The 16,923-nt window shown below is 42.1% G+C and carries 19 protein-coding genes; 9 read left to right on the plus strand and 10 right to left on the minus strand.

Annotated elements, in window-relative coordinates; genetic code table 11:
* The first annotated feature begins 47 nt into the window (after nucleotides 1–47).
* The 4 genes from rpmD to map all read left to right on the plus strand — a co-directional run bounded on the left by rpmD (nucleotide 48) and on the right by map (nucleotide 3,145).
* On the plus strand, nucleotides 48–230 hold the full coding sequence (gene rpmD, locus CJD36_RS15010; protein WP_105040014.1) for a 50S ribosomal protein L30: 183 nt from the start codon (nucleotides 48–50) through the stop codon (nucleotides 228–230).
* 97 nt (nucleotides 231–327) lie between these two features.
* Complete coding sequence (gene rplO / locus CJD36_RS15015) at nucleotides 328–774, plus strand: 50S ribosomal protein L15 (protein WP_105040015.1); 447 nt, start codon at nucleotides 328–330, stop codon at nucleotides 772–774.
* Nucleotides 775–861: 87 nt separating this feature from the next.
* Nucleotides 862–2,253 carry a preprotein translocase subunit SecY gene (gene secY / locus CJD36_RS15020; RefSeq protein ID WP_105040016.1) on the plus strand — a complete coding sequence of 464 codons (1,392 nt, stop codon included), beginning with the start codon at nucleotides 862–864 and terminating at the stop codon, nucleotides 2,251–2,253.
* 70 nt (nucleotides 2,254–2,323) lie between these two features.
* Complete coding sequence (gene map, locus CJD36_RS15025) at nucleotides 2,324–3,145, plus strand: type I methionyl aminopeptidase (RefSeq protein WP_105040017.1); 822 nt, start codon at nucleotides 2,324–2,326, stop codon at nucleotides 3,143–3,145.
* A gap of 126 nt (nucleotides 3,146–3,271) precedes the next feature.
* On the opposite strand, the gene CJD36_RS15030 is transcribed toward map, so the two are convergent.
* On the minus strand, nucleotides 3,272–3,508 hold the full coding sequence (locus tag CJD36_RS15030; RefSeq protein WP_105040018.1) for a hypothetical protein: 237 nt from the start codon (nucleotides 3,506–3,508) through the stop codon (nucleotides 3,272–3,274).
* Between the two features lie 117 nt (nucleotides 3,509–3,625).
* Complete coding sequence (locus CJD36_RS15035) at nucleotides 3,626–4,033, minus strand: hypothetical protein (RefSeq protein WP_105040019.1); 408 nt, start codon at nucleotides 4,031–4,033, stop codon at nucleotides 3,626–3,628.
* Between the two features lie 119 nt (nucleotides 4,034–4,152).
* Here CJD36_RS15035 and CJD36_RS15040 point away from each other — a divergent pair, with 119 nt between their 5' ends.
* The gene (locus tag CJD36_RS15040; RefSeq protein WP_105040020.1) at nucleotides 4,153–4,413 is read left to right on the plus strand and encodes a hypothetical protein; all 261 of its coding nucleotides are present in this window, start codon (nucleotides 4,153–4,155) and stop codon (nucleotides 4,411–4,413) included.
* A 48-nt stretch (nucleotides 4,414–4,461) separates the two neighbouring features.
* Here CJD36_RS15040 and CJD36_RS15045 read toward each other — a convergent pair whose 3' ends face one another.
* The 5 genes from CJD36_RS15045 to CJD36_RS15065 form a co-directional block, all read right to left on the minus strand.
* Nucleotides 4,462–5,277, minus strand: coding sequence for a hypothetical protein (locus CJD36_RS15045; protein WP_105040021.1), 816 nt, complete (start codon nucleotides 5,275–5,277; stop codon nucleotides 4,462–4,464).
* Nucleotides 5,264–5,803, minus strand: a complete 540-nt coding sequence (locus CJD36_RS15050; protein ID WP_105040022.1) for a heavy-metal-associated domain-containing protein — start codon at nucleotides 5,801–5,803, stop codon at nucleotides 5,264–5,266. Before CJD36_RS15050 ends, CJD36_RS15045 begins: the two co-directional genes overlap by 14 nt.
* Nucleotides 5,804–5,862: 59 nt before the next feature.
* On the minus strand, nucleotides 5,863–6,207 hold the full coding sequence (locus CJD36_RS15055) for a heavy-metal-associated domain-containing protein (protein ID WP_105040023.1): 345 nt from the start codon (nucleotides 6,205–6,207) through the stop codon (nucleotides 5,863–5,865).
* 154 nt (nucleotides 6,208–6,361) lie between these two features.
* Nucleotides 6,362–6,757: an HYC_CC_PP family protein gene (locus CJD36_RS15060; RefSeq protein ID WP_105040024.1), complete on the minus strand. Its 396-nt coding sequence runs from the start codon at nucleotides 6,755–6,757 to the stop codon at nucleotides 6,362–6,364.
* 76 nt (nucleotides 6,758–6,833) lie between these two features.
* Complete coding sequence (locus CJD36_RS15065; protein ID WP_105040025.1) at nucleotides 6,834–9,050, minus strand: heavy metal translocating P-type ATPase; 2,217 nt, start codon at nucleotides 9,048–9,050, stop codon at nucleotides 6,834–6,836.
* A 117-nt stretch (nucleotides 9,051–9,167) separates the two neighbouring features.
* Between CJD36_RS15065 and CJD36_RS15070 the strand changes: the two genes are divergently transcribed.
* Together CJD36_RS15070 and CJD36_RS23265 are read left to right on the plus strand one after the other, a co-directional pair.
* Nucleotides 9,168–9,845, plus strand: coding sequence for a DUF4279 domain-containing protein (locus CJD36_RS15070; protein WP_133162658.1), 678 nt, complete (start codon nucleotides 9,168–9,170; stop codon nucleotides 9,843–9,845).
* A gap of 27 nt (nucleotides 9,846–9,872) precedes the next feature.
* Nucleotides 9,873–10,037 (plus strand): type II toxin-antitoxin system Phd/YefM family antitoxin, encoded by a 165-nt coding sequence (locus tag CJD36_RS23265; RefSeq protein ID WP_161499325.1) that lies wholly within the window; start codon nucleotides 9,873–9,875, stop codon nucleotides 10,035–10,037.
* Between the two features lie 10 nt (nucleotides 10,038–10,047).
* Here the strand turns inward: CJD36_RS23265 and CJD36_RS15075 are convergent, their stop codons facing one another.
* Complete coding sequence (locus tag CJD36_RS15075; protein ID WP_105040027.1) at nucleotides 10,048–10,875, minus strand: alpha/beta fold hydrolase; 828 nt, start codon at nucleotides 10,873–10,875, stop codon at nucleotides 10,048–10,050.
* Between the two features lie 34 nt (nucleotides 10,876–10,909).
* Entirely contained in the window at nucleotides 10,910–11,458 is a 549-nt protein-coding gene (locus tag CJD36_RS15080; RefSeq protein ID WP_240609363.1) for a helix-turn-helix domain-containing protein, read from the minus strand.
* 338 nt (nucleotides 11,459–11,796) lie between these two features.
* Here CJD36_RS15080 and gyrA point away from each other — a divergent pair, with 338 nt between their 5' ends.
* On the plus strand, nucleotides 11,797–14,511 hold the full coding sequence (gene gyrA, locus CJD36_RS15085; protein ID WP_105040029.1) for a DNA gyrase subunit A: 2,715 nt from the start codon (nucleotides 11,797–11,799) through the stop codon (nucleotides 14,509–14,511).
* 44 nt (nucleotides 14,512–14,555) lie between these two features.
* Nucleotides 14,556–15,848, plus strand: a complete 1,293-nt coding sequence (locus CJD36_RS15090; protein ID WP_105040030.1) for a tetratricopeptide repeat protein — start codon at nucleotides 14,556–14,558, stop codon at nucleotides 15,846–15,848.
* 183 nt (nucleotides 15,849–16,031) lie between these two features.
* Here the strand turns inward: CJD36_RS15090 and CJD36_RS15095 are convergent, their stop codons facing one another.
* Nucleotides 16,032–16,883, minus strand: coding sequence for a segregation and condensation protein A (locus CJD36_RS15095; RefSeq protein WP_105040031.1), 852 nt, complete (start codon nucleotides 16,881–16,883; stop codon nucleotides 16,032–16,034).
* Nucleotides 16,884–16,923 lie beyond the last annotated feature (40 nt).

The following is a 16,923-nucleotide window of genomic DNA, read 5'->3' on the forward strand; positions in this document are numbered from 1 at the left end:
TACTTTCCAACTGAATTTTGAACATTTACTATTAGAATAGAATTTTTATGTCAAAGATTAAGATAACACAGGTTAGAAGCGGTATCGATCGCATGGCTCGCCAGAAGCGCACGCTTGTAGCTTTAGGTCTGAAGAAGATGTTTTACTCTGTAGAAGTGGAAGCAACACCTCAGATCCTTGGTATGGTTAAGGCTGTACATCACCTGGTTAAGGTAGAAGAAGTTAAGTAAATTAATATAGCTCCTTTAAGTAGTGAGCTTGTCGAACTATTTTTTAATTGATTTGCGAGCGGTTTTACATTCCGCGCAAGTTTAAAAATCGTAAATAATGCAACTGCATAATTTAAAGCCAGCAGCTGGCTCTACAAAAAAGACAAAACGTATTGGTCGTGGTGAAGGTAGCGGTCATGGTGGTACATCTACCAAGGGTAACAAGGGTCAGCAGGCTCGTACCGGCTATCAGGCTAAAACTGGTCACGAAGGTGGTCAGATGCCAATCCAGCGTCGTATGCCTAAGCGTGGTTTCATCAATCCATTCCGCGTTGAATACAAGGTGTTCAACCTTGGTCAGCTTGATTTCTTTATTGAAAAGTATAACCTTCCTGAGTTCTCTCCAGAAGTTCTGTACATCAATGGTTTGATCAACCGTACAGACCTTATCAAGATACTTGGAAACGGAGAAGTAAAGTCTACTATTTCTTTCAAAGTAAACAAGATAAGCGCAAAGGCTAAAGAAGCCCTGGCAGCAGCTGGCGCCACAGTTGAGCTTATATAAAAAATATATAGAAAGGGCGCATTTTTTTGGAAAAATGCGCCTTTTTTCGTTTATTCGCATTTCATTTTTAGATTAACAACACTTCCTGTGAAGAAATTTATAGATAAGCTCAAAAATATCTGGAGTATTGACGAACTACGTAAACGCATAGTTTATACCATCCTTTTAATATTGGTATACCGCGTTGGTTGTTTGATCACACTGCCAGGTATTAACCCCAATATGATCGATGACTCAAGCAATAGCGGCGGTGGTCTTTTGGGTATATTAAATATGTTTGCAGGTGGTGCCTTCAACAGGGCGTCCATTTTTGCGTTGGGTGTTATGCCTTATATCTCTGCGTCTATCTTTATGCAGCTTGCCGGTATTGTTATACCTCAGGTAGCTAAGATGCAACGCGAAGATAGTGGTCGTCGTAAGATCAATCAGTATACACGTTACCTTACTGTGGGTGTTACAGCTTTACAGGCTAGTGCTTACGTTACCTATTTGCTCAATACACAGCCTTATGCAGGTGCAGTAGCTCAGAATTATTCGGCATTCGTTTTTTGGTTGTCAACTGTAGTAATTCTTACTGCAGGTACATTATTCGTAATGTGGATGGGTGAAAAGATCACAGATCGTGGTATTGGTAATGGTACATCCCTTATCATCATGGTGGGTATCCTTGCTCGTTTCCCTGGTGCAGTTTGGCAGGAATTCGTTGATAAAACAGCGAGTGGTGCAGGTGCGGGTGGTTTGCTGATCCTTTTGATCGAAGTAGCTATGTTCATTGCTGTTGTTATTGGTCTTATCCTTTTAACGCAGGGTGTTCGTAAAATACCTCTGAACTACGCACGTCGTATAATTGGCAGCACAAATCAGGCTAAAGAAGTTAGCGGTAACCGTGACTTCATACCATTGAAAGTTAACTCTGCGGGTGTTATGCCTATTATCTTTGCTCAGGCTATGATGTTTATCCCTACGATTTTCAGAGGGTATGCAACAAGCGATGGTGCAGCTGGTTTCATCAACGCATTGTCTGACAATCATTCATTGTGGTACAATCTGATCTATGCTATCATGGTAATTGCGTTCACTTATTTCTATACTGCGTTGATCTTCAACCCAACTGAAATGGCTGATAACCTGAAACGTAATAACAGCTTCATACCTGGTGTTAAGCCTGGTGACGATACTGCTAACTACATCGCAACTATCATGGACCGTATTACACTTCCGGGTGCAGTATTCCTTGCTCTTGCAGGTATCCTTCCAGGTATCGCTTCATTGGTTGGTGTAACAAGTGGTTTCTCTTACTTCTTCGGTGGTACTTCCATGTTGATCGGTGTTGGTGTTATCCTTGATACATTGCAGCAGGTTGAAAGCTATCTTCTAATGAACCATTACGATGGTTTGATGAAGACTGGCCGCATCACAGGTCGCAATACCGCAGGTACTACTTCTGCGCCTTCATCGGCTAAGGGTATTTCTGCTTAATAATATTTTATCTGCTATGGCGCTGATGGTGCCATAGCAGATTTTTTTTGATACTTTATATTTTAATTTAATGATATATATAAGGACGCACGAGGAGATCGAGACAATACGTAAAAGTGCTTTGATGGTTTCCGCTACCTTAACTGAGGTTGCGAAGATATTGAAGCCTGGTATTACAACATTGTCTATCGATAAGATGGCGGAGACATTTATACGTGATAATGGTGGCGTTCCTTCATTCAAAGGTTACCATGGTTTTCCTTTTTCTTTATGTATATCCGTCAATGAAGTGGTTGTACACGGATTTCCCGGTGCGCACATTTTAAAAGACGGTGATATCATATCAGTAGACTGTGGCGTGTTTATGAATAACTACCATGGTGATTCCGCCTATACTTTTGCTATCGGCGATGTACATCCTGATACTTTGAAGTTACTGCGTGTTACTAAAGAGTCTGTTTATCGTGGTGTGAGACAGGCGTGCGATGGTAACCGGGTTGGTGATATTTCTTATGCCGTAGAAAGCTATACCAATGGTGAGCATGGGTACGGTGTAGTAAGAGAACTTGTAGGGCACGGTGTGGGCAGGAAGTTACACGAAGATCCTCAGGTACCTAATTTTGGCCGTAAGGGTGATGGTAAGAAATTAAGAGATGGTATGGTTATTGCGATTGAACCAATGATTAACCTGGGTACGAGAAATGTTCATACACTTAAAGACGGTTGGACTGTAGTTACAGATGATGCGAAAATGTCTGCCCATTTTGAGCACACTACTGCCGTACGAAAAGGTGCAGGAGAACACTTATCAAGTTTCGCGCCAATTGAAGCTGCTGAAATTGCAAATATAGAATTGAGTTCTGCTCATTATTCAGAGCCGGCTTTGGCCTAATAGACAGTCGGGCATAACATTAAAAATGGGATTCACGTGTAAACACATGAATCCCATTTTTTATTGAAATTGATCTGTATTATTTTATATAAGTTTAGAAGAAAGAGAGAATCTTATTCCGAAAAACTATTGGAAATCAGTATCTAACTGCTGGCGTTCATTGTCTTTCTTTACCGCATAGCTCAATAGTGTTATTGCAGTTATGCCGGTGGTTACAGATAGTATTATGTAAGGTACATCTTTAGCATGGCCCACCTTAGTGGCAAATATGCTTACCGCAATTGATATAATGAGCAAGATGACGCCTGTAAATGCTGAAGTAAATATGTTGTTGTTGCTGTTGTTAAGTTTCCTCTGTTCCATGATTCCTTAGTTTTGTATGTAGTAATACAAAAATACCATGCCCAAGAAATGTGGGGAAACGTTTATCGGTGAATGTAACGATTGAATAGGTAAAGGGCCAATGACCAACGGACAATATTACTTTGCGCCTGAAACAAAATACATGTACAAATAGGTCATTCTTGAAAGGCGCATTAACCAGGGTTGGAGTAGTATTACCACGGTTATACTAGATCCAAGATACCAGAAAACACTATTGTTCTCATACCAACTTTCATTGGGGTTTTCTTTCAGGGCAAGGTATAGAGGACAGAACCATAGCAGGTTGAGCATGAATATTACAACCGTAAGGGCGTAATTCATTCCCGCACCATTATTTTTTTCAGAGGTGAGTTTCTGACCGCAAACATTGCAGCTGTCTTTTAGAGCTACTGTTTTTCCCAGCGGGAACACGCTCTTGTTTTGAAATACAAACCCCGTCCTGCAGTTGGGGCATTTCATTCCGAAAAATGCAGGTAATAACGGCCTCTTTGCTGTCTTATCCATTGTGATGCAAATTTAAACATTGTGGGCAACATATACCTAATTGAATTTGCCGCTGATGGCATAGTTTTCCTGCAATGAAGTGAATAGGTGAGATTGTCTCGCCCGATAAACCGAAAGATATGTCAGTAAATATTGGTAATAACGAAGCAGAACAATTCAGTAACTATCGTAAGACGATAGACGGTACTGATGAGAAGGGCAAGACGGAAGGTAGCTCATATGAGGTGCCGGAAGATATCACATCAGATGATGACGATGATGTTGTTGATACTGATAACCCCGATACTGAGGCAGAAGATGAGATTGAGGAAGAGGAATTTAAAGAGGAGATCAATCATAATTTTCCTCTCTCTGGTGGCGGTACACCTTTGGATGTGTAGTATTAGATATAAATTGAAATGCCGACCGCTTGGTCGGCATTTATTTGCTTAAAGGACATTGAAAAGTAGATGCTCTACTCTCAGTAGCACTCCATTTGGTGCACTTCGTAGCATATTGCTATACAGCTCCTTTCTAAAAGCAATATCAACTCTTGTCTGGCTCTTAAAAATGAACTGTAGTGACGGAGCAAAATCTACATACTGCTTACCGTTTTGTGGTTGTGTTTGTCCTATCACTTCCACCATCAGATTCATGTTCACCTGATTGTAGCCTTTATACTTTTTAGGGAGTAACAACCTACCTGCGGAAAAACAGTAATTGACAGCTTTATTGCCCATAGTTACCGGCAGTTCATTGCCCTTGTAGTTGTTGTACGCTTGCTCAAAATACACTGTGCCGGATAGTGCAAGCTTATGCAGCAATTGGGTGCCGATCAAGCCCAATTGATAGCCTGTATTATGGCCGTTAGTTACTATTTCATCCTGATGAATATCCCCATTATTAGTACTGGCTCTGGCAAATGCAGCCATCCTGAAATGCCTGTAAACATCATCCCTACTGTAAAAACGGTATTTGGCATAAACACCTATACCCTCAGCGGATAATCCTTTTTCGCGATTACTGAAAAAAACTTCTGCATGTAACATTAGCCTGTTATTCACGCCAACCATAACTTCGGGAATAAAGTGATAGTTGATGCGGGCAGTTGCTGATTCGTCCATCATCCAGTTGCTGAGCCTTATGCCCATTGATTTTGCAGGCATATTGCTGGCGGGCTCCGAGAAAACAAACAGTTCCTGAGCGTTGACATTAATGGCAATGGAAATTGCCACGAGTAATCCACCGATCTTATATCGTAACATGGTATACCCTGTTTGCGGCGGATTTTCCTCCGGGGCAGCAACTACCCATCATGCCGGTTTCAAAACATTCCATTTTCGTGAACTTTTTGTACTTCTTGCGCTCACTAATGGATAGATAGTTTTTGTCTACAATGGTAAAAGTCTTTTCTCCGTTGAGTATCTGCTTAGGTACATTGAGAAAATGTAGTGTACTGCCGCCCACCTTTACATGGGCATCATTGTATACTTCCATATTGTCGAACGAAGCGGTTACCTGCATGGAAGCCACTGAAAAGCCTGCATCCTGCACTGCCTTTTTTACATCGTCAATTACTATTTGTTCGCCTTCCTTAAAGACGATGGCGTAGCTCGATTTTTCAACATCTGCGTCTACCGTCTTTATAAACGGGACTTTCTGAAGTGCCTTAAAAATAGCTTTGCTGCACATGCTGCATGTAAGGCCGCTGGCAGTAAGATTGGCCGATTTTATCTGGGCAATGGCCGGCATGCACCATAGCATAGCTATGATAATAATTATCTTTTTCATTGTTGTATGTTTTATATGAAATTGAAAGCAGGTGGTGAGTTTTATCTCACCACCGTCAACTACTTAGCCTTTTTCTTGTTGTCGTACTGGCAGCAAGAGTGCAAAGCATTATAAGCTTTTTCATCGCCAACGTACTTCTCTGTATCATAGCCACTTGCAGCTACTTTTTTCTGTATAGCGTCGTTCGATGTTTTCTGGTCATCGTAGGTAACGGTCAATACTTTTGTATCCTCGTCCCACTTAGCCTTATCAGCACCTGCTCCCTTTGCAGCTTTCTCTATTGTCTTTTCGCAGTTGCTGCAGTTGCCCGATACTTTTATTGTTTCAGTTTTAGAAGCAGCATAAGATGCAGTAATACCTGCGAACATAAGCAAAGCGGTAGCTATTGATTTGATATTTTTCATTTTGAAGTTTTTTTTAGTTTGAAATTAAAACGGTAGAGCCTCAGGTGTAATACCCTTAATGAAGCTATTAAATTAAGTGCCTTGAAATTATAAGACTGCACAAAGCACGCCTTACCCACCGCAGAATGCAGTGATATAGAGGGAGAAAAAAATATCAAATACGAATGTTCCTTACTTGTAGGTAGAGTGGGCAACCCAAATAGAGATCGGGTGGTGCATGTGGCCTTAAAGATACATAGCTTAAGCCCTTGTAAATAGATGACGGGTAGCTTTGGTACACTACGGCAGGGGGAGTAGTTGACTCTACATGCGCAAGGTCAAAACTAGCCTTTACCTGATGGTGATCAGATGTTTTAAAAGTCTTGTGTTCATCTTTGCAACAGCCATTGGTCTTGCTTTTATGCATACCACACTTACGGCACTTGTCATCTTCCTTATGAACGAAGTTAGCACCCATATTCTTCCCCATGCAATAATGTATCTCTACAGTTGCACCCATGGCGCTGGCCATGTACAGGATGGATAATATGGTTACTAAAAAGCGTTTCATTATTATAACAAAGATAAAAGATGTATTGTCAATAAAATGTTAAGCGATCATGATAGTGGTCACAACTGTAATATTTCTACAATTTACTCCACTTAAGTCTCAGGCTGTTACTTACTACAGACACTGAGCTTAATGCCATTGCTGCACCGGCTATCATAGGGTTCAACAAAAATCCGTTGATAGGATATAAAGCGCCGGCAGCCAGTGGTATGGCAATGATATTATAGATAAATGCCCAGAACAGATTTTGCTTGATCGTTTTCACCGTAAGTTTGGATAACGACATTGCCTTTGGGATCAGTTTTAAGTCAGAAGACATCAGCGTGATCTTGGCAACGTCCATAGCAATATCTGTTCCTCTACCCATGGCAATGCTAACATCGGCTTGCGCTAATGCCTGGCTGTCATTTATGCCATCACCTACCATAGCTACGATCTTTCCACGTGCTTGTATCGCTTTTATAAATTCCGACTTGTCGTTGGGAGAGGCTTCGGCTTTGTATTGGGTGATGCCTGCTTCAGCTGCAATTGTATAAGCGGTGCGTTCGTTGTCGCCGGTAAGCATGTATACTTCTATTCCTCTTTGCTGCAACTCCTGCACAGCCGCGTGCGATGATAATTTGATCTTATCTGCCACGGCGATGGCTGCTACTGCCCTAAACTGATCTGACAGCCATATTACCGTATTAGATTGCCCGGCCCATTCAATTGCTTTGGTCTGTAAGCTCTCCGGAATTTTTATGTTCATTGATTCCAGCATTTTCATGCTACCTGCAAAGTAAATGTTGCGCTCATATAAAGCAGTAACACCGCTGCCTGTTATACTGCTGAACGATTTGATATCTACCGGCTTTATTGCCAGCTCTTTGAAAAATGAGGTCACCGCACCTGCCAACGGGTGTTCCGACTGCAGCTCCATACTTAGTAAGATCGATGAAAGCAGTTCTTTGTTTGTATCTGCATCCCATGCAATGTCTACGACCTCTGGCATACCCTCTGTAATAGTGCCGGTCTTATCAAACACTATTGCAGTTATCTTATGCAATGTCTCCAGGCTCTCGGCATCCTTCACCAATATTCCATTTTCCGCGCCCTTGCCAACACCAGTGATAATTGCTGTTGGCGTAGCCAGGCCCAGTGCGCACGGGCAGGCAATAATAAGTATCGTTACAACTGAGAGAATACCATGTGTAGTGCCTTGCTCACCACCAAGCGTTACCCACAATATAAATGTGGCAATGGCCAACAGCAATACAACAGGCACAAATATGCCGGCGATCTTGTCAGCCATTTTCTGCACCGGAGCTTTGCTTCCCTGTGCTTCCTGTACTTTCTTTATTATTTGAGAGAGTAATGTGTCTGCACCCACTTTTTCGGCTACAAACCTGAAGCTGCCTTTTTGATTGATGGTGCCGGCAAATACTTTAGATCCTTCTCTTTTGGCAACTGCTATCGGTTCGCCAGAGATCATACTCTCGTCGACATAAGAACTTCCTTTTATAACAATTCCGTCAACGGCTATTTTGTCTCCGGGTTTTGCCACCAATATGTCATCCACTTTCACATCTGCCATCAAGGCAATTTCTTCCTCTCCATCGGGTCGAATTCTGAATACAGACCTCGCCTGTAATCCCATCAGTTTTTTTATGGCGGATGATGTATTGGTCTTAGCCCTATCCTCCAGCATTTTACCTAAAAGGATGAATGAGATGACCACAGCAGAAGCTTCGAAGTATACGGGTGCTTCCAAACCTTTGTTGGTCCAGTATTGTGGATAAAGAGTATTGCAAACACTGAATATATACGCGATGCCTGTACTGAGGGCAACAAGCGTATCCATATTGGCGGAGAAGTGGGATGCCTGCTTCCACGCACCGACAAAAAAGCGTTTGCCAAAAATGACAATTACCGGTGTAGACAATCCCCACATAATAAAATTGACATAGGGTATGTGCATACCGGCCATAGCTAAAACAACCAGTGGCACTGATAATATAATAGCCAGTGTAGTATTAGTGACAAGGCGGCGATATGCCTTAAGATTCAATATCTCAATGTCTTCGGCAGAGACAGCATCGTCTGTAATGATCCCATAACCAATGCTGTTTACAGTACTCTGGATATGAGGCAGATTTGTTTCCTTAGGATCATACTCCATTAGTGCTGATGCGTTAGCATAATTGACTGCTGCAGACTTTACACCTCTTTGACCTTTAAGTGTGTTCTCCACTGTGCGGGCACATGATGCGCAGGTCATACCAGTAACCGGAAATGCTTTCTTTATTGTTTTCATTGCTTGCTGATGTAAAGGTCTGCATGATTGTGCAATAATAGGTTACACAATTTTGGAAATGATTTATAGAATCTTTTGGAGTTTGCTGTATTGTTGGCAATCCGCTACATTTATGCCATGCACAATGAAAATTCAGACATTCAACAATATATTGAAATTGCCATTCAGGAAGCTTTAGACCCAACTTTTGAAATGACCAGGTTATATCTGGAAAATAATGAACTGGAATTAGTAAATGGATTACCTAAAGTAGAACGCATTGATACAGATCTGCCAAACGGATTGGCTGCAGTATACCTGAAGTTCAGGGAAGGATTTTTTTTACAAGTCAATTTGACCAGGAAGCCTGAAATAGCTGTGGAGTACGTTTGGGTAGAATCTTCAAATGCTATTTCGCTTACTGCGGTCTCTGAAAAAAAGAAGTTTGATGACCTGGCCAAGTGTTTGAGTTTATCACCGCTCAAAGGTTGGTCGAAAGGTGATAAAAAGCAAACCGGTGATTCAAATTACATATTTACAAGTGTATCATATGAATCTGCGATAAGTAACGCCTATGATATGGAGGCTAAATTGAAACTATTGCTCACGGAGCTGGAAACGGATACCGAAGGTGTTTTGAAATTGACACAGTGCTCAACGGCACACATATCGATCTGTCGACGACAGTTTGTAAGCGGTAGTGCAGGCGTGCACTTTGATGCAGAGACTATAAATAGGTTGTCTAAATTGAACCTGAGTTTAGATATAGACACGATCATTGTTGGTAAGCCGGTGACAGAAGATTTGGATGATTAAACAGATTTTGTACTTTACATGTGTGTTATGAGTAAACAAATAAAGAAGCGGGAGTTAAAAAAGAAATGTAAAATTGAAGAAACCGAATATTTGCTTTCAACAGAAGCAAATAGGAGCAATTTGAAAAAAAGCATAGAGCAGTTGAATGCTGGGAAAGGAAAAGCAATAAGAACAGTTGATATTTGGAAGTAGAATATCTATGCTATTTTAACTCCCTCAGCGTACCCTTAATATCCTCAAATCTAGTCCATGGAATATCATGATGCACACCTTCGTAAACGTGTAATTTTACTGATGAAGCAGACGTGAGGTTTTGTTGGGCGAAATAACCATTTTTTGGCGGTACCATGTTGTCGGAAAGACCCTGGAAGATGAATACCGGACATTTTATGGCATGAAGATCGGCGGGAATGGTTTGTACATCCTTTTTAAACCACCATATTTCCCTGTTGCAGGTTTGTAATGCAGTGGGCATTGCGAAGCTCACAGGCATCAGTAGCCTGCGCCACATCTCTTCATGTTCGCCACCGGGCGATACTGCACCCGCTAAAATAACCAATCCGTTTACTTCGGTAGGGTGTGCTGCGGCCACTTTAACGGCTACCGGTCCACCAAGGCTATGCCCTATAACATAAAACGGTTGGCCATTCTGTAATGAAGCTACTAAGGTGCCAACTAAAGCTGCTTGTTCAGTTACAGTTGTAGCCTCACCAAAATTACTAAACCCAAAGCCTGGTCTGTCAATGCTGATAATGCGGAACTTCTTTACCAGGTCTGTATCCTGCATGTAGTTATCATAACAATGCCAGCTGGCAGGGGAGCCATGTATGAAGAATAGGGTAGGCTTGTTTGTGCGGCCGGTATTCACCTCTGCATAGTGAATGGTACGGCCTGATGTGGTAAAGTCTTTGAAAGTGATGGGTATATTTGCTCTTTCGAAAGCTATGCGGGCTTTGTTATCGTGCATGCGGTAAGTGCAAGAGGAGCATGACAGGTAACCAATAGTCAGGAACAGAAGTAAGTGGCGCATTGTAATTTAACGCCAATGACTATGATTTAGTATTTTACCTTCCTACCTCATCCAACCCCTTTCTCTGATTGACTCCCTTATTCTTAAAATGACTAGGTGGTAAACCAGTTATCTTTTTGAACTGGGCTGATAAGTGCGCTACGCTACTATAGCCCATCTGGTCGGCAATGGCGCTTAGGGTAAGTTCATCATAAACGATCAGCTCCTTTATACGTTCTACCTTTTGCTGAATAACGTACTGTTCAATAGTGATGCCTTCTATTTCTGAAAAGAGATTGCTGAGGTAGGGGTAGTCGTAGTGTAGTTCTTTGGAAATAACATCACTCATCTTTTGTTTCGCGATCTCACCGGTGTGGTGAATCAACTGTACTATCACGGTCTTTATCTTTTCAATGATGCGGCTTTTTCTGTCGTCTATCAGTTCGAATCCATTGGCTTTGAGTGCTTCTGCAACCAGTATTGACATTTGTGGTGACAATTCTTTCTCGGTCAATTCAACCTCTCCAAGGGCAATATTGCCAGCATGAAGGCCCAATTTGTCCAATTCATTTTTTACTGCGGTTTTGCAGCGGTTACAGACCATATTTTTAATAAAAAGTGTCATTGGGTCGATACGTTTTCAGCGGATATTTGCCATCGCGAAGATAGCAAGTAACCATTGAATACTTTTTTTACTCCACTACCCAAGTTTTGATGTTGATGATGCGTCTTTAATAGTAGGCAATATAGCATTGGGAATCTAATTGTAACACAGATGATTTGTTGTTATAACATGGCTTAAAACCCTTTTTTAGAGCGGTTTTGGTGAGTAATCCACAGGGTTATTAACAAGTGGCTATTTAACGTATCCTACAGGCATATTTAAGGCGTAAATACGTGTGGAAAACGTTATATTTGCGCATCCTTTTTTAAGAGTGATTTATGGATCAAAATAACGATAATTTATTGCCGCAAGAAACGCCTGAAGAGAATGATAAGATCATTCGGGTAAATATTGAGGAGCAGATGAAAACAGCCTATATAGATTACTCTATGTCGGTAATTGTTGGTCGTGCGCTCCCCGATGTAAGAGACGGCTTGAAGCCGGTTCACCGCAGGGTATTGTTCGCAATGCATGAGTTAGGAAATACATTCAACAAGCCACATAAGAAATCTGCCCGTATAGTAGGGGAGGTATTGGGTAAGTATCACCCGCATGGTGATACTTCCGTTTACGATGCTATTGTGCGTATGGCCCAGCCATGGAGCATGAGGTACATGGTAGTAGACGGTCAGGGTAACTTCGGATCGGCCGATGGTGATGGTCCGGCAGCAATGCGTTATACAGAGGTACGTATGCACAAGCTGGGCGAGGCAATGATGGAAGATCTGGATAAGGAAACGGTTGACTTCAGCCTGAACTTTGATGACAGCCTTGAAGAGCCTACAGTATTGCCTACACGCATACCACAGTTGCTGGTCAACGGTTCATCGGGTATAGCCGTAGGTATGGCTACCAATATGATGCCGCACAACCTTACAGAGGTTATTGATGGCTGTATAGCTTATATAGACGACAGAGATATTACCATAGAAGACCTGATGAAGTATGTGAAAGCACCTGATTTTCCAACAGGTGGTATCATCTTCGGTGTTGAAGGTATAAAGGCAGGTTTTATGACCGGTCGCGGCAGGGTAGTGTTGCGTGGTAAGGTAAATGTGGAAACGCAGAAGAATGGCAGGGAAACAATTGTAATTACAGAAGTTCCTTACCAGGTAAACCGCGATGCACTTACTGAGAAAATTGGTTATCTCGTTAATAGCAAGATCATTGACGGTATTACGCACGTTGCCAATGAATCTAATAAAGAAGGTACTCGTGTAGTTGTCGAAATTCGCCGCGATGCAGTTGCACAGGTGATCATCAACCAGCTATATAAATATAGTGAACTGCAGAAGTCTTATGGTATCAACAATGTTGCATTGGTCAATGGCCGCCCGCGCACGCTGAACCTTAAAGATCTGATCTCTGAATTCATCACTTTCCGTCATGAAGTAGTAGTACGTAGAACGGAGTATGAATTGAGAGAAGCTAAGAAGCGCGCTCACATATTGGAAGGTTATCTGATAGCATTGGATCATCTGGATGCAGTAATTGCATTGATCCGTAACTCTACTACACCTGATATTGCGAAGGAAGGTTTGATCACTCAGTTCGGCATGACCGAGATTCAGGCTAAAGCCGTTCTGGAACTGCGTTTACAGCGTTTGACAGGGATGGAGATCAACAAGATCGTTGAGGAACATGCTGAATTGATGAAGCTGATAGCACATCTGCAGGGTATACTGGATAATGTAGATCAGCGTTATCAGATCATCAAAGACGAGCTGTTGGAAATACAGAAGAAATTTGGCGATGAGCGTAAGAGCGAGATCCACTATATGGCCGATGAAATGAGCATTGAAGATCTTATTGAGAAAGAAGATGTGATCATCACTGTTTCTCACCTGGGTTATATCAAGCGCACATCTGCCGATGAATACCGTTCACAGCGCCGCGGAGGCCGTGGTGCAATGGGTGGCAAAACACGTGAAGAAGATTATATAGAACATCTGTTCGTAGCATCTACCCACCATACTTTAATGTTCTTTACAGAAAAAGGACGTTGCTACTGGCTGAAGGTATATGAGATACCTGAAGGTGATAAGAACGGCAGAGGACGTGCTATTCAGAACATGATGCAGATACCTGCTGATGATAAGATACGTACCGTAATTGACGTTCCTAAACTTGAAGATAAGGAGTTTATTGATAGTCACTTCCTGGTACTGTGTACCAAGAAGGGTATCATCAAGAAGACAAGACTGGAAGATTTCAGTCGTCCGCGCTCTACAGGTGTTAATGCAATAACCATTGAAGAAGGTGATGAATTATTGGACGTTTCATTAACTCAGGATGGTGATTATGTGATGATGGCCATCCGCTCTGGTCGCGCTGTTTGCTTCCCTCAGGAGAAGGTTAGACCTACCGGCCGTGGTGCGATTGGTGTGTTTGGCATAGAATTGGATGAGAACAATGATGAGGTGATAGGTATGATCTGCGTTTCTAAGAAGGAAGTGAACAAACAGATCATGGTAGTTTCTGAAAAAGGTATGGGTAAGCGTACACCATTCTTTAAGAAAGTAGAAGAGATAGAAGCTGTAGAAGGCGAAGAGCAGGCAGAAGATGCCAGCAATATCATTCTGATCAATGATGAGAATGGCGATCCGCAGAAATATGCTTTGTCTTACCGTGTTACCAATCGTGGTGGTAAGGGTGTGAAGACCATGAACATAACGGATAAGACCGGTCCGCTGGTTGGATTGCTTATTGTTGATGAAAGTGATGATCTGATCATTACATGTGAGTCTGGTGTAACTATCAGGATGAAGGTAGATAACATCAGAGAGACCGGCAGAACAGCGCAGGGCGTGAAGTTGATCAACATCGACGCAAAAGATAAAATTGCAGCGGTAGCATCTATTAAGGAGCAGGCAGTTGTAGGATCTGATGATGACGATATCACAGAAGAAGGTGGTGAAGCGGAAGGTGCCGGTAACGGGGATGGAGAGAGTGATGATGCCGGAACAGAAACAGGACCGGAAGTAGTGGGATAAATTGAAGCATAATAGTAATCAGTAACAATTAACATAAAACTTAGATGAAAAAAGCACTTTTAGTTGTCGCAGCAGTAGGGCTTACATATGCCGGCGTAGCACAGGATAAATATGTTACCTCTGCGCTTACTAATTATAATACCAAAAGTTGGGATGATGCCAAAGCGGACATAGATAGAGCTGCTGTTAACCCTGAAACAAAAGGCAAGCCTAAAACATTGTATGCAAAGGGCGTGATATACGTAGCTATGCAGCAGGTTGATAAGTACAAAGCGGGTAATCCATACAGAGAGGGAACTCAGGAAATGATAAAGCTGGCTGAACTAAAGCCTGATTACAAAGCGGAAGACGTTAACGGCGCGCTGTTATTTGGTGCAATGATGTATTTCAATGATGGTATCAATGCCTATAACGATAAGAAGTACGCTGAATCAATTGAGTACATGAAGAATGCCGTTAAGATCCATAATCTTGGTGGAGGTCATCGTTTTGATAAATTTATGGAAGGTATGGTGTCTAAGAAACTGGATACTATGTCGGCAAGCGCTGAGACGCAGATGGCACGTAGCGCCTACGCAATGGGTAATAGCGAAGAGGTGATCAAGATGATCAACAGTATCAAGACCAACCCTATCTGCAGGACCAAGGACAACTACATTATCTTGCTGGAATCTTACGAGAAGTACGACAAGGAGAATGCAAATAAGATGGCAGCTGAAGAATTGGCTGCTACTGCAGAAGCCCGCGCAGCATATCCTGACGATCCGAACATCAAGAACATGGAAATGAATACCTTGATGAAGAATGGTAAGACTACTGATCTTTTGAAGAAAATGGAGGATGATGTAGCAAAAGAGCCAAACAACGCGGATCTCAACTTCAACCTGGGTGTGTTGTATCAGACTTTGGCAACGCCAAAAGACACTAAGGAAAAGAAGCCTGCAAATGCAGCTGAGTTAATGACAAAGGCGGATGTTTCCCTGAGCCGTGCGGTAAAGTTGGCTCCTGAAAATCCTAGTTATAACAGCGCATTAGGTAGCGTTTACTATCAGCTGGCTTATGAATATAATGAGCAGATGAACCTGATTACCGGCACATCTACCGCAGATAATAAGAAGTATGATGACCTGAAAGCAAAGCGCGATGCACAATTTAATAAGGCAATGGTGCCATACGAAAAAGCAGTTGCGGTATACGACGCCAGGGGTAAGGTGGAAGGTAATGACCAGGACATCTACCACCAAACATTAGATTGTTTGAAGCAGATCTACTCAATTTTGAATAAGACGGATAAGGCAAAAGAAATTGCTGAAAAATTGCAGAAATCTGGTTGGTAATTAATGCATACCAGTGAAATTTAATAACGAAAGAGCCGTATAGTTTGAAAGCTATACGGCTCTTTTAATTTTATTAAGTTTGATCTTCACTAAAACTAAAATGCCCCTTCGCTACTGTCCGACAGTGCATTGGGGAATTTAGTTCAGCAGATCGCTCTGCCTACATTACATACGTATCAATATCTATGCCGGATTTTCTGTGTCAGGCTCATTCTCGTCAGTTATGATGCTTTCCGGTAAGTGCGTTTCTTCAGTTACTTCTACCGGTATATCAATTTCGGCTGCTGTCATATCTTCGGTATTCCACTCCAATATAAAGTTGTTGCGACCTTCCCCTACCAATATGCCCAGGAAACGCTGCTGTATCAGTTCCAGCATAGCCAGGAAGGTAAATATAGCATGGATGCGGTTTTCGCAGGTATCGAACAAAGTTTCAAAAGGAATGCGCTTCTTTTCCTTAAGATGATCGAGCAGGAAAACACGCTGGCCTTCCAGGCTATAGTTATACTTAACTACTACGTGCTGCGGTTTGTTCATCCGCTCATTAAAGCGTTTCACTGCCTTTTCATAAGCCTGTAACAGCTTATACATCGTAACGGTCTGTATTTCAGTGCCTTCAGAATAGCTTTCGCCTATCTCATGCATTTCAGTAGAGATATTGCCTCTCTTCTGCTGCATCAGTCTGTCGGCTTCCATTACTGTCATCACCTCTGATGCTTCCTTAAAACGCTTGTATTCCAGTATCTTATCAACCAGTTCCTGACGCGGATCTATCTCATTCCCCAGAGCATCCTTTTCCCTGCGAGGCAACAACATTCTCGCCTTTATACGCATAAGCGTAGATACAAAAAGAATGAATTCACTTGCCAGCTCTATATTGAGTTGTTCAAGCGTCTTTATGTAAGCCAGGAAGTCGTTGGTAAGCGATGTGATGGGTATATTGTAAATATCCAGCTCATCCCGCTCTATAAAGAACAGAAGCAGGTCGAAAGGCCCTTCGAACTGGGGCAGTTTTATCTGGTAGGATACTGACATTAAAAGAATTAAAAGGGATTGCCACCTCAAAAGTAAACTA

The organism is Flavipsychrobacter stenotrophus, assembly GCF_002954265.1.
Classification (GTDB): Bacteria; Bacteroidota; Bacteroidia; order Chitinophagales; family Chitinophagaceae; genus Flavipsychrobacter; species Flavipsychrobacter stenotrophus.

What these genes read in the sequence shown, in the direction of transcription:
- CJD36_RS15045 (WP_105040021.1), bottom strand. Translation starts at nt 5,277, where the DNA reads ATGTTACGATATAAGATCGGTGGATTACTCGTGGCAATTTCCATTGCC.
- CJD36_RS15095 (WP_105040031.1), bottom strand. Translation starts at nt 16,883, where the DNA reads ATGTCAGTATCCTACCAGATAAAACTGCCCCAGTTCGAAGGGCCTTTC.
- CJD36_RS15070 (WP_133162658.1), top strand. Translation starts at nt 9,168, where the DNA reads ATGCACAATGAAAATTCAGACATTCAACAATATATTGAAATTGCCATT.
- CJD36_RS15055 (WP_105040023.1), bottom strand. Translation starts at nt 6,207, where the DNA reads ATGAAAAATATCAAATCAATAGCTACCGCTTTGCTTATGTTCGCAGGT.
- CJD36_RS15065 (WP_105040025.1), bottom strand. Translation starts at nt 9,050, where the DNA reads ATGAAAACAATAAAGAAAGCATTTCCGGTTACTGGTATGACCTGCGCA.
- CJD36_RS15090 (WP_105040030.1), top strand. Translation starts at nt 14,556, where the DNA reads ATGAAAAAAGCACTTTTAGTTGTCGCAGCAGTAGGGCTTACATATGCC.
- CJD36_RS15030 (WP_105040018.1), bottom strand. Translation starts at nt 3,508, where the DNA reads ATGGAACAGAGGAAACTTAACAACAGCAACAACAACATATTTACTTCA.
- gyrA (WP_105040029.1), top strand. Translation starts at nt 11,797, where the DNA reads ATGGATCAAAATAACGATAATTTATTGCCGCAAGAAACGCCTGAAGAG.
- CJD36_RS23265 (WP_161499325.1), top strand. Translation starts at nt 9,873, where the DNA reads ATGAGTAAACAAATAAAGAAGCGGGAGTTAAAAAAGAAATGTAAAATT.
- CJD36_RS15080 (WP_240609363.1), bottom strand. Translation starts at nt 11,458, where the DNA reads ATGGTCTGTAACCGCTGCAAAACCGCAGTAAAAAATGAATTGGACAAA.
- map (WP_105040017.1), top strand. Translation starts at nt 2,324, where the DNA reads ATGATATATATAAGGACGCACGAGGAGATCGAGACAATACGTAAAAGT.
- rpmD (WP_105040014.1), top strand. Translation starts at nt 48, where the DNA reads ATGTCAAAGATTAAGATAACACAGGTTAGAAGCGGTATCGATCGCATG.
- CJD36_RS15075 (WP_105040027.1), bottom strand. Translation starts at nt 10,875, where the DNA reads ATGCGCCACTTACTTCTGTTCCTGACTATTGGTTACCTGTCATGCTCC.
- CJD36_RS15040 (WP_105040020.1), top strand. Translation starts at nt 4,153, where the DNA reads ATGTCAGTAAATATTGGTAATAACGAAGCAGAACAATTCAGTAACTAT.
- CJD36_RS15050 (WP_105040022.1), bottom strand. Translation starts at nt 5,803, where the DNA reads ATGAAAAAGATAATTATTATCATAGCTATGCTATGGTGCATGCCGGCC.
- CJD36_RS15035 (WP_105040019.1), bottom strand. Translation starts at nt 4,033, where the DNA reads ATGGATAAGACAGCAAAGAGGCCGTTATTACCTGCATTTTTCGGAATG.
- rplO (WP_105040015.1), top strand. Translation starts at nt 328, where the DNA reads ATGCAACTGCATAATTTAAAGCCAGCAGCTGGCTCTACAAAAAAGACA.
- CJD36_RS15060 (WP_105040024.1), bottom strand. Translation starts at nt 6,757, where the DNA reads ATGAAACGCTTTTTAGTAACCATATTATCCATCCTGTACATGGCCAGC.